Origin of the sequence: Erwinia sp., from assembly GCF_031978025.1 — a bacterium.
GTDB lineage: Bacteria > Pseudomonadota > Gammaproteobacteria > Enterobacterales > Enterobacteriaceae > Erwinia.
The window spans coordinates 1-11129 of sequence record NZ_DALZCD010000137.1 but is presented as its reverse complement, the minus strand read 5'-3'; the positions used below and the strand labels follow the sequence as shown (position 1 = coordinate 11129).

At 53.8% G+C, this 11129-nt stretch carries 12 protein-coding genes; 4 read left to right on the top strand and 8 right to left on the bottom strand.

Annotated features, from left to right (window positions below):
* Positions 1-291 precede the first annotated feature (291 nt).
* Together RTK32_RS12430 and proP are read left to right on the top strand one after the other, a co-directional pair.
* Positions 292-885, top strand: a complete 594-nt coding sequence (locus RTK32_RS12430; protein WP_312044367.1) for an NADPH-dependent FMN reductase — start codon at positions 292-294, stop codon at positions 883-885.
* Positions 886-1202: 317 nt separating this feature from the next.
* The gene (gene proP / locus RTK32_RS12425; protein WP_312044365.1) at positions 1203-2675 is read left to right on the top strand and encodes a glycine betaine/L-proline transporter ProP; all 1473 of its coding nucleotides are present in this window, start codon (positions 1203-1205) and stop codon (positions 2673-2675) included.
* A 79-nt stretch (positions 2676-2754) separates the two neighbouring features.
* On the opposite strand, the gene solA is transcribed toward proP, so the two are convergent.
* From solA to RTK32_RS12385, 8 genes are all read right to left on the bottom strand, one after another.
* On the bottom strand, positions 2755-3861 hold the full coding sequence (solA, locus tag RTK32_RS12420) for an N-methyl-L-tryptophan oxidase (RefSeq protein WP_312044371.1): 1107 nt from the start codon (positions 3859-3861) through the stop codon (positions 2755-2757).
* Positions 3862-3962: 101 nt separating this feature from the next.
* Entirely contained in the window at positions 3963-4217 is a 255-nt protein-coding gene (bssS, locus tag RTK32_RS12415; RefSeq protein WP_312044363.1) for a biofilm formation regulator BssS, read from the bottom strand.
* A gap of 238 nt (positions 4218-4455) precedes the next feature.
* A complete protein-coding gene (locus tag RTK32_RS12410) occupies positions 4456-4701 on the bottom strand; it encodes a hypothetical protein (protein ID WP_312044361.1) in 246 nt (81 codons plus the stop codon).
* Between the two features lie 140 nt (positions 4702-4841).
* Entirely contained in the window at positions 4842-5087 is a 246-nt protein-coding gene (gene dinI / locus RTK32_RS12405) for a DNA damage-inducible protein I (RefSeq protein ID WP_312044359.1), read from the bottom strand.
* Positions 5088-5155: 68 nt separating this feature from the next.
* Complete coding sequence (pyrC, locus tag RTK32_RS12400) at positions 5156-6202, bottom strand: dihydroorotase (protein WP_312044358.1); 1047 nt, start codon at positions 6200-6202, stop codon at positions 5156-5158.
* A 147-nt stretch (positions 6203-6349) separates the two neighbouring features.
* A complete protein-coding gene (locus RTK32_RS12395) occupies positions 6350-6913 on the bottom strand; it encodes a lipoprotein (protein WP_312044356.1) in 564 nt (187 codons plus the stop codon).
* A gap of 154 nt (positions 6914-7067) precedes the next feature.
* Entirely contained in the window at positions 7068-7715 is a 648-nt protein-coding gene (grxB, locus tag RTK32_RS12390; RefSeq protein WP_312044354.1) for a glutaredoxin 2, read from the bottom strand.
* Between the two features lie 512 nt (positions 7716-8227).
* A complete protein-coding gene (locus tag RTK32_RS12385; protein WP_312044352.1) occupies positions 8228-9712 on the bottom strand; it encodes a hypothetical protein in 1485 nt (494 codons plus the stop codon).
* 259 nt (positions 9713-9971) lie between these two features.
* Here RTK32_RS12385 and rimJ point away from each other — a divergent pair, with 259 nt between their 5' ends.
* Positions 9972-10568, top strand: a complete 597-nt coding sequence (gene rimJ / locus RTK32_RS12380) for a ribosomal protein S5-alanine N-acetyltransferase (RefSeq protein WP_312044369.1) — start codon at positions 9972-9974, stop codon at positions 10566-10568.
* Positions 10568-11129, top strand: a 562-nt coding sequence (locus RTK32_RS12375; RefSeq protein WP_312044350.1) for a DUF480 domain-containing protein, incomplete at its 3' end; no start/stop codon positions are given. The genes rimJ and RTK32_RS12375, both read left to right, overlap by 1 nt.

Here is an 11129-nt window from a genome sequence, read left to right as displayed (position 1 = left end):
GGTCGATTTTTCTCTTCTTCCCCGTTTTCAGGCTGGTTTTATCCGGCCTGACATTTGTTAACGCCGCTGAGCCGCATACGGCCTTTTCTGGCATGACCTCTTCCGGAACGCTTATCCCTTTTACTGCCCTAACATCATAACGCCCTCAGGATCCCCATATAGTTACAACATACCTTAAATGCAGTTTAGCCTCTGCTTTGGCTATGGAGTAGGGTGGTTTATCTCAAGATACAGCAGCGGGTCAACTACCCATACATCAGCCGCTTTCACCGTTCGACAAAAGGAAAACCTATGAGTCATCAACCCCGGATACTTGCCGTTGCGGGCAGCCTGCGTGGCGCTTCGGTTAACCACCTCTTTCTACGAACCCTGCGGCTCATCAAACCGGCAAATATAGATTTTAAGATCTACTCAGAGCTGGGCAGTCTGCCGCTGTTTAATGCGGACAATGATGAGCACGCCGGGGAAGAGGTGGGGCGCTGGCGTAAGGAAATTGCCGATGCCGATATGCTCTTACTGGTCAGCCCTGAGTATGCGCACGGTGTTTCAGGAGTGATGAAAAATGCGCTGGACTGGATTGTTGGCAGCGGAGAGTTGATGGAAAAGAGACTGGCCTTTCCGAATCTTTCGGTGCGCGCAACCCTTGCGCAGGCGCAGCTGACGGAAATGCTCCATATCCTCGGTTGTCGGTTACTTGAAGATTGCAGTCCCCAGGCGACGCCCGAACGTCCGCTAATGCTGCCCGCGATGGATGAACAGTCGCTACTTGCTGATAAACGCACCGGGCCAGAACTAAAAAAACTCTGGCTGCATCTTGAGCATGCTCTGCTGGCAGAGCCAGAAAATCAGCCAGGCCATCGCGCCGGAGGGGATCTCTGGGGGTAACAAAAAGACATCGGGCATCCTGTCCTTCGGCGCTTTGCAAAGCGCCAAAGGAAGGGAGGTAAACCCTCAGCGTTTCTGGCTGGCTGGCAAGATGGCCACAGATTCTAAAAGGGAATAAAACGTCTTTTACAGCGATTTCTGTCACAAACTTGATAAAAAGGAGACTGTCGTATAGAGTAAATTCCCGTAAAGAAACGTTTTTAAGCGCCGTAATTTTAATTTTCGCTGCTTTATAGCTTTCATTCCCTTCTCTCTCCATAAGCTCCAACGGCAACGAAAGCTATGATGCTGCCAGTCATTCTCACTAAGGGGACTGCATGAGCACGCACTCAGAAAACAGACATAAAAAGCACTTTTGGCAGAAAAAACAGAAAGAGAAAGAACTGACTGTCGAAGACATTACCATTGTGGACAACGACATGCTAAAGCGTGCCGTGGGCGCAGCCGCGCTCGGTAACGCCATGGAATGGTTCGACTTTGGCGTTTACAGCTATCTGGCTGTCACCATCGGTAAGGTTTTCTTTCCGGGGGGAAGCTCGGCGGCACAGCTGCTCGCGGCCTTCGGCGCCTTTGCTGCTGCCTTCGTGGTGCGTCCTATCGGCGGGCTGGTATTCGGGCCGTTGGGGGACAGAGTGGGGCGGCAGAAAGTCCTGGCCATTACCATGATCATGATGGCTATCGGTACCTTCTGTATCGGTTTGATCCCAAGCTATGACAGCATCGGTATTCTTGCCCCGATCCTGCTGCTGGTGGCCCGCCTGGTGCAGGGCTTCTCTACCGGCGGCGAATACGGCGGCGCGGCAACTTTTATTGCCGAATACTCTACCGATAACCGCCGCGGATTTATGGGCAGCTTCCTGGAATTCGGCACGTTAGGCGGCTATTTGCTCGGCGCGGGCCTGGTAACAGGGCTGACGGCGGCGATGCCAGAGGCAACGCTGCTGAACTGGGGCTGGCGTATTCCGTTCTTTATCGCTGCGCCGCTGGGGCTGTTTGGCCTTTACGTTCGCCTGAAGCTGGAAGAAACGCCGGCGTTTCAAAAGCACATGGAAAAACAGGATGCGCTGGAGCACAGCAAACCGCGCCTGACGCTGCTGCAAATGCTGAGCAAATATCGCGCCCAGATGCTGAAATGTATCGGCCTGGTGCTGCTGTTTAACGTCTCCAACTATATGTTGACCTCTTATATGCCAAGCTACCTGACCGGTATCCTCGGTCTGAGCGAGATGAGCAGCCTGTTGCTGATCCTGGTAGTGATGTTTGTGATGATGCCGCTGACGTTGTTCTCTGGCCATTGGAACGATCGCCTGGGCCGTCGTCCGGTTATCCTGTGCGGCGCAATCGGCCTGATTGTCCTGGCGATCCCCAGCCTGATGTTGATTGGTTCCGGTAATATGTGGCTGGTGTTCGCCGGACTGATCATTCTGGGTGTGCTGCATACCTGCTTTAGCGGCTCAATGCCGGCCACGCTGCCCGCGCTGTTCGCTACGGATATTCGCTACAGTGCGCTGGCCATCGGTTTTAACCTGTCCGTTTCGCTGTTTGGCGGCACCACGCCGCTGATCACCACCTGGCTGGTTTCAACAACGCATAACCTGATGATGCCTGCTTACTATCTGATGGGGGCTGGCGCAATCGGCGTGATCACCGTCTTCACTATGCGTGAAACGGCTCGTAAACCGCTAACCGGTTCCGCCCCTGCCGTCGGCAGTGAAGCGGAGGCGCACTCGCTGATAAAAAAATTGCGTCTGCGTCAGCAAAAGAAAGATGCGGCTTCGTCTGTAAAATAATATTTCATAGCATGGTCAGATGATGACATGAAATAACAAGTCATGTGAAAAGGCGGCATTTTTAATGCCGCCTTTTTATTTATAAGCGGGAAAGTGAGAAGGGCGTTAAATCAAATTTTGAAGGTTTTCCTTGAGCAAATTGCGCCGCAATCTCGCCCAATACCGTGGCAAATTTAAATCCGTGTCCACTTAGCCCGCTAATAATCAACCGGTCCGCTCCCAGCGTATCGATAATAAAATCCTCGTCCGTTGTATTATCATAGGTGCAGGCTTCACCGCGCAGACAAACGCCCACACCAGGTAAAAATTGCCGTAAAAAGCCAAACAATTCGCTGCCGTCTTCCGCGACAGCGCCAAAAGGTTTACGTTGTTCGGGCGCGCTGATGGGTTGTCCACCGTTATGTTTACCAATTTTAATGGCGTTATTTTCAGCGGGAAAACCGTAAAAATGGGTGCCGTCCGGCATTTCAACGGTAAACGCGGGGAATTTATTGTTTTCACTGTAGCGGCCATCGGCCTGATGCCAGGCAAAGACCTTTCTGACCGGCGTAACGGGCAGGGCCGGCAAAAGCGTCTTGATCCACGTTCCGGCACTTAGCAGCAGTTTTTTGCTGTGAAACTCCCCTTCCGGCGTCTGCACCACCTGCAGGCCATCACGCTCTTCCAGACCGGTAACGGCGCAATTAAACAGCTGCGCACAGCCCGCTTCTTTGCACAACCGAATCAGGTGCCGAATAGCCAGTTCAGATTTCAGATAGCCGGAGCGCGGCTCGAAAATACCCGTATAGTTTTCAGGAACGGAGAGTTGCGGCCAGCGCCGCACGGCATCTTCACCGCTAAGGATCTCAACCGGCAGGCTGTATGTTTCAGCGCTCTGCCGCACGTTGCGGAGAAATTCGGAATGATTGGGCGCAAGATTAAGCACGCCGCTACGCTGCATAATGCGCTCGCCGCATTGCTGCTCCAGCTCATCCCACAGCTGCTGAGCCCGTAGCACCATGGGCACATAGCGGGCGCCTTCACCGTAAGCGTGGCGGATTAAACGCGATTCTCCATGATGGCTGCCTTCGCGATGGGGCGGATGCGCCCGATCGATCATCAGGACATTGAGCCCCGCCTGGGTGGCGTACCAGCCGGCGGCCGCACCGATCGAGCCGCTGCCCACCACAATTAAGTCATAAACCATCTGCACCTGACTCCTCTGTTAAACAGACGAGCAGGATAGCAAAATGCGGCAGTAATGAAAAAGGCACCCATTTGGGTGCCTTCAGGCTAACGCGGGTAAAATTAGTGCTTTTTGTAGTCGCGATCCTGATATTCAGTAGCTTCTATCTTTGCTATGCCAGCTTCGAGAATAGAAATAAATTGTCTGGCAACGTCGGTGGTCAGCCAGTAGGTCTGGCCCACTTCGGCTTCATCATCTGGCTGTTCATTTGATGTAAGCGAATGCAAACGGATCATCATGGCATCGTAGCTGTCTACGGTACTGATATCCCACCCAATGAGGGGATGTGTCTGGATAACCTCTTTGTTTCTGTCCATTATAACCCCCTTATTACTCGTGTTAACAATGACAACGAAGTGATTTATCGAGGTTCAATGCGGCTTTTTTCATAGAGCAAGACAATTATAACAGAAATCCGATTGCTCGCAGAATGAAATCTTAATCTAAGCCGATTGCCTTTAATTGTTACGGGATTGCGTACGCAGAAACTAAAAGCAGGTGCTCCCGATATAATAAATATCGGCAGCGGAATAACAATACTTGAGTAAATATTATTCACCCGGCTCGTTTAGCTAACTCATCGGCCAGCACGGCAAAATGCTGCCGCTTATTTTCATCGTAATCAGACCGGGTCGCTTCCAGACGAAGCTTATCGACCAGGCGCAGCGCAGCCTGTTCATCCAGGCACAAGGAGAGCGACGAGAAGGCCACTTCAAGCACGCTCAGACGGCGCTGTTGATCGGCGATCAGCGCCAGCAGCTCGCCAAACGTCATCGCTTCTTCAGGATTTTCAACATTCATGGCAGACCTCTTAGCCAGCGGCAACAACGCACAGGGAGTCATTCTACTATAGCCAGATTCTGTCGGGTGCAAAGAGGGAAGAAAAGAAAAAAGCCGGACGGCGAAGCCCGGCAAAGAACGGAAAGACCACGGGATGTCGATCAGTCGGTAATAAACCAGTCGTCGGCGCTTTCCCAGGTTTCCTGCAGGATATCGGTAATCTGGTCTTTCGCCTCTTTACCGCCGCCCATCACCGTCAGATTATTGGCTGCGGCGTAGCGTACTGAAACGCTATGGGCGGATTCAGGAAATTGTTTATCGATTCGCTTGCCCAGCTCGGCGCTTAGCGCATCGATGGCACCCGCGGGCAGCGTGGTGGTTCTTGCTACAGTGACTTCAATACGCATAAAAGCCTCCGATGAATTTACTGTGAATATATACAGTAATATTTGCGGAAGCAATCATTTTGTCTGAATTAAAGTTCAACGCGCCAGTTCAGCGTTTCGCCAGCCAGGAAAGGCACCAGCGTGTCTTCACCCAACGCGATGCTCTCCGGCACGGTCCAGGGCTGGCGCACCAGCTTCACGGTGCCTTCGTTTAACGGCAGTCCGTAAAAGCGCGGGCCGTTTTCGGCACAAAATGCAGCGAAATGCGCCAGCGCGCCCAGCTCTTCAAAAACCGTAGCGTAAGCGGGTAGGGACGAGGGCGCATTAAAAACGCCTGCACAGCCGCAGCTGGCTTCTTTACGATGACGCAGGTGTGGCGCAGTGTCAGTACCTAAAAAGAACCGTTCATGGCCGCTGGCGACCACTTTCCGCAGCGCGTCCTGATGCACGTTGCGTTTCAAAATGGGCAGGCAATAAAGGTGCGGTCTTACGCCGCCGACCAGCATATGGTTGCGGTTAAACATCAGGTGCTGCGGGGTAATGGTGGCACCCAGCAGAGAGTTGCCTTCCAGCACGTAGTCGGCCGCTTCTTTGGTCGTAATATGCTCAAACACCACTTTCAGCGCAGGATAACGCTTGCGCAGCGGCTCCATTACCGTTTCGATAAAACGCGCTTCACGATCGAAAATATCAACGTGTGCCTCGGTCACTTCGCCGTGGATCAGCAGCGGCATCCCAATGTTCTGCATACGTTCCAGCACGGAGGCAATCGCATCAATATTGGTTACGCCGTGGCTGGAGTTAGTCGTGGCGTGGGCAGGGTAGAGCTTGGCGGCGGTAAACACGCCTTCATTAAAGCCTTTCTCGACCTCGTCTGCGTCCAGTGAATCGGTCAGATAGCAGGTCATCAGCGGCGTAAATCGGTGCCCTTCCGGTACGGCGGCCAGAATGCGATCGCGATAGGCGATAGCCGCCGCTACGCTGGTGACTGGCGGCACCAGATTAGGCATCACGATGGCCCGGCCGTTAACCTCACTGGTAAAGGGCAGCACGGTTTTCAGCATCTCATCGTCTCGTAGATGGATATGCCAGTCGTCAGGGCGGCGGATAATAAGTTGCTGAGGGTGTGCAGTCATAGACAGGCTCCGGCAGAAGTGAAATCGTATGGCGCGATTTGGCCGGGTATCAAGGATAAAGGGAAAGCCAAACGTTTGCACCTGCTTTATGCAGGCAGCGGAAAAAGAGAACAGGGTTTCCCGGTACGTCCGGAAAACCCTGAGGCTTTAGTCCGTAAACGGAATAATCAGCTCGCCGGGCTTCACTTCCAGACCGGTAGCGAAGCGCTTCGCCAGCGACTCCGCTTTGCTGCGATCGGCGCTGAGCACCCAGGCCGGTTTCTGATTGAAATAATCTTTCAGTGACTGGTTCAGATAGGGCGTCAGCGTGTTCAGAACGCCCTGCATTTTCGCAGGCTGCGCCTGTACGTCGGTCAGCTGCATATCTTTCAGGAAAATCGCGCCCTTTTCCTTGTCGAAAACAGGCTGCGCTTTCATGGTCAACAGCATCTCCGCATGCTGTGGCCCAAACAGCGAGCTGATATCGACGGTGGCTTTACCGGTCAGGGTGACTTTATCCGCCTCTTCACGCCCGATTTTGCTGCTGAGATCGGTCAGGACAATATGGGCATCAACCAGCCCGGCCATGCCAATCTGTTTTTCAAAATTATTGTGCTTTTGCAGCGCCTGGTTCACTTCCTGCTCGCTAACGGAATAGTGGGTCAGCTTGTTGCAGCCCGCCAGGCTTAGCGTCAACATCAGGGCCATCGCGCCCCGTATAAGATTGTTCATAGTGCTCCTCGTAACGTTATGACGTCAGTTACCCCTTCTGACGCGAGGCGTTAGCTTGCCCGACAAATGACGAAGAGTCACCAGGCTGGGGGAGGTAAGGGCGGGAAAAAGTTGTGACGAAATAAGGCGGGGCCGCGAACACGGCCCCGTGAAATCAGGCAGCGACGGAAGAGAGCAGATTGATCTGCGTCTGTTTCGCCATGTTATCGCGATAGTCGGCTACGCGGCTGGGATACTCAACGCCCGCCACCAGGGTCAGAGAGCGCAGCACCGGGAAAAGCTGGATATCGTCCAGTGACAGTTCACCATTCACCGCGTTGGGTTTGACAATCAGCTTATCGAGCTGGCGCAGATCGTCATTGATCTTTTTGATAAAGCCGGCGGAATGCTGTTTCAGCTCGTCGAAGCTGCCGACGCTGGCCTCTTTTTTCCCGGTAAAATAGCGGCGCGCTTCCGGCGTGGCGAATTCGGCAAAGGGCGCCGTAGCGATGCGCGGCAGCAGCAGTTTGTTCAGGTAGCTGTTGACGTGGCGTAGCCAGTCGCTGATGGCCGGGTTAGTGCGGCCGGTCAGCAGCGGTTCGCCGTCACTTTTATCCACAAAGGCAACAATATCCAGGCTCTCCGGCATACAGCTGCCGTCCTCCTTCATCAGGATCGGCGCCATTTTTTGCCCGATCAGCTTCTTCGGCGTTTCCTCATCGTCATTTAGCATCACCACCAGCTCGACCGGCAGATTTTTCAGGCCAAAGATCATGCGCGCTTTTACGCAGAACGGACAATGTTCGTAAATAAACAGTTTCAAAAGTGCCTCCTTACAATGCTGAAGTTAACGGCAAATACCGTTAATCTTCTTAATGTATGCAGGGAGTATGGAAGAGAACGGCTGACAGGGCAAACCACCGCGGTTGTCCGTTTACTGCTCTCGCCTTGTCAGGTTCAGGGAAAGGGGTGTTTCAGTTCTTAACCGATATTTCCGAAAGATGGCAGCAGGCCACCGCTAAAAAACGCCGCGCTTACTCGGGCAAAGTCATCACTTTTGCTGTAGATAAAATAGCTTCACTAAATGCCCTCCGGCAAAGTCAGGGCTGTTGCCGCGCAACATACGACGCTCCTGTCATGCTTCAGCTTGCCAAACGAATATTGCTTTCTGTCCGCCCCTTCGGCAGGGAAAAGCACAACCCGCGGGCAGTGCTTAACTGCGCCATATTATCTGGAATCGCGTAGTGGCTCCATGCGCTCCGTGAGTCCGCGGCAGGTATTGAAAAGGGATAATCATTTATCCCTGATTTTTTCATGGGTAAAATTCAACCATGCTTACTTTTCCTGGCGTGAAGGCAAGTTATTCAGTCTCTCTTTTAGCTGGTTGATGAACTGCTCATCAAAGTTGGCGCCATAGCGCCGATTTTGCGGCGCAGAATCCGCTGCCGAAGAGGACGAGGAGGAACCTGATTCAAGCTGCTGCTGAAGCTCGCTTTGCAGGTCCTGGCTGAACAATTGGGCATAGCGCCGTGATGAAGCGTCAGGCTGCGTGACATCAGGTGAATCTGGCAGACCTGCTGCGGACCCGGGACGGCTGGTCTGTGCACTTTGCGGCAGGGGCTCGGCGGGTGAAGAGGGCGACGACGACCCCGCCTCAAGCTGCTGCCGGAGCGCATTTTGTATGTCCTGATTGATAAAACGTGCATGGCGACGCGGCAAAGCGGTGGGTTGCGTGCTGCCAGCTGAATCTGGCAGACCTGTTGCGGAGCCGGGACGACTGGTTTGTGTAGAAAGCGCCGTGTCGGCGTGCTCCGGCTCCGCCGTGTTTTCCCGAAGGGGTAACCAGTGTTCCTCATAAAAATCGGCAAACTCATGCTTGCTGAATTGATACTGCTGACCGGCAGGCACATCGACGATTGCAGCAGGTTCCACCGGCGCGGGTCGCAGAGCCGGCCTGCTTTTTTCTTCCAGACCAAACGCCTGCTGAAAATAAGTCGTGACCGCCTCTTTTGCTTTGGCGCTGACCTGGGTGGTTTTAGCGGTTATCCTGGCACTGGCCACGCTGGCATGAGCGGCCGGTAACGCGGTGAATCGGCTGTTGTAACGGCCTTCCTTGATCTGGGTATCGGCCAGCTTGCTGGCCATTTTTCGCTGCATGGTTTGGTTGTCAAACCGCTTTATATCTTTATCGAGCGCTTTTTTTGCTTCTGCAATCTCACGGTCTGAGAGAGGTTTTTCTGGTGATAAAGCAGGGGGCGTATCGGCGACAGCTCCCTCAGCATCGGCATGCGCGCCAGCATTTGCATGACTTTCCACGCCAGCGCTTTCAGCCCGGGAATCCGCTTCTTCAGCTGAAGGCTGATGAGGCTTCACCTCGGGCAGATCGCGCGCGCGATCCAGAACGACCATCTCAATCTTGCCTGCTTCAGCTTCAAAAAAGCGTTCTTCACGAAAAGCTAACGCTTCCAGCTCAAGCCTGTCGTTATGCGAGGTAAAGTTCGCCAGCAGCATGCCCTTACACCCATTCAGGTTCATGGTGACACCAAACTGGGTCACGGGCTTCTCCCTGCCCGGGTTCGCCAGAAAGCGATCGTGTTCCAGCGCGGTCGATGCCGCGTTTGCCATGGCTTTCTCCGTCAGAGAACCATGATGTTTAAACCGCGAAAGATAGTCTTCGCTGCGAGGCGTAAGCTGATTTTTCAGGTTGCTCATTGACGGCGCGTCGGAGCCTGCCGTGTTGGAAACAGTCATTTTACCTGTAGAGGGGCCTGTCGATTGCTCCACTGGCGTGGTAGAGGGCGGACGATTATTGATGTGCATCAGCATACCTTTTAAAAGACAGAACAGGCTCTGTTAGTGAGAGAAAAGGCGGCGTGGTTCCTCCTTCACCGCCGCGTTTCCTCCGGGCGCTTTTTTATCTGCTTTTTAACCAACTGGATCTTCACCCTGGCGAAAAATTCCTGACATTATTTTACCCGACTGCAATCAGGCGGTTATAGTGAAGAGATGGGCGTACGACAGCCTGCCGTCGAGGCAACGCGGTACTTTTATTGATGACTGGCTGAATCCAGGAGAAAAGATGTTTGGCTACCGTTCCGCAGCCCCTAAAGTGCGTCTGACCACCGACAGGCTGGTCGTGCGCCTCGTTCATGAGAGAGACGCCTGGCGTCTGGCGGACTACTATGCGGAAAACCGGGCATTTCTGAAGCCCTGGGAACCGATTCGCGATGAAAGCCACTGCTATCCTTCCGGCTGGCAGGCCCGGCTGGGGCTTATCACCGATATGCACAAGCAGGGCAGCGCCTACTATTTTGCGGTGATGGATCCCGACGAAAACGAAGTCCGTGGCGTAGCGAATTTCAGTAATGTGGTACGTGGCTCGTTTCACGCCTGCTATCTGGGCTATTCGCTGGGGCAAAAATGGCAGGGACAGGGCATGATGTTTGAGGCGCTCCAGTCGGCCATTCGTTATATGCAGCGCCAGCAGCATATGCACAGAATTATGGCTAACTATATGCCGCATAATCAGCGCAGCGGCGACCTGTTGGCCCGGCTCGGCTTTGAAAAAGAGGGCTATGCCAAAGATTATCTGTTGATAGATGGACGCTGGCAGGATCACGTATTAACCGCGTTGACCGCCAGAGAATGGACACCCGAACGACGTGGACCCCTTTAATGAAAACTCTTCTTTCGCCCGTTGAGGCACGCATCATTGGCTGCCTGCTGGAAAAGCAGGTAACAACGCCCGATCAGTACCCTATGTCGCTGAACGGCGTGGTCACCGCCTGTAATCAAAAATCTAACCGCGAGCCTGTGATGACGCTGGGGGAAACCGGCGTACAGGATGCGCTGGATTTGCTGACGAAAAAACATTTAATAACCTCGTTTAGCGGATCCGGGCAAAGAGTAGTGAAGTATGAGCACCGCTTCTGCAACAGCGAATTCGGCCAGCTCAGATTTTCTGCCGCAGAACTGGCGCTGGTGACCACGCTGCTGCTGCGCGGCCCGCAAACGCCGGGTGAACTGCGCACGCGCAGCACCCGACTGCACGAGTTCACCGATATGGCAGAGCTTGAGCAGACGCTGGAAAACCTTGCTGCACGTGAAGATGGCCCGTTTGTCGTGCGGCTGGCGCGCGAGCCGGGCAAGCGCGAAAGCCGCTATATGCATCTGTTTAGTGGCGAGGTAGACGAGGCGGCGTTGCCCGCTTCTTCAGGCGCGTCTGAAAGCGGCGATC

Bases quoted from the DNA above. Each gene is read 5' to 3' on its own strand.
- RTK32_RS12395 (WP_312044356.1), bottom strand. From the start codon at position 6,913: ATGAACAATCTTATACGGGGCGCGATGGCCCTGATGTTGACGCTAAGC.
- pyrC (WP_312044358.1), bottom strand. From the start codon at position 6,202: ATGACTGCACACCCTCAGCAACTTATTATCCGCCGCCCTGACGACTGG.
- RTK32_RS12410 (WP_312044361.1), bottom strand. From the start codon at position 4,701: ATGAATGTTGAAAATCCTGAAGAAGCGATGACGTTTGGCGAGCTGCTG.
- RTK32_RS12385 (WP_312044352.1), bottom strand. From the start codon at position 9,712: ATGCACATCAATAATCGTCCGCCCTCTACCACGCCAGTGGAGCAATCG.
- proP (WP_312044365.1), top strand. From the start codon at position 1,203: ATGAGCACGCACTCAGAAAACAGACATAAAAAGCACTTTTGGCAGAAA.
- rimJ (WP_312044369.1), top strand. From the start codon at position 9,972: ATGTTTGGCTACCGTTCCGCAGCCCCTAAAGTGCGTCTGACCACCGAC.
- bssS (WP_312044363.1), bottom strand. From the start codon at position 4,217: ATGGACAGAAACAAAGAGGTTATCCAGACACATCCCCTCATTGGGTGG.
- solA (WP_312044371.1), bottom strand. From the start codon at position 3,861: ATGGTTTATGACTTAATTGTGGTGGGCAGCGGCTCGATCGGTGCGGCC.
- dinI (WP_312044359.1), bottom strand. From the start codon at position 5,087: ATGCGTATTGAAGTCACTGTAGCAAGAACCACCACGCTGCCCGCGGGT.
- RTK32_RS12430 (WP_312044367.1), top strand. From the start codon at position 292: ATGAGTCATCAACCCCGGATACTTGCCGTTGCGGGCAGCCTGCGTGGC.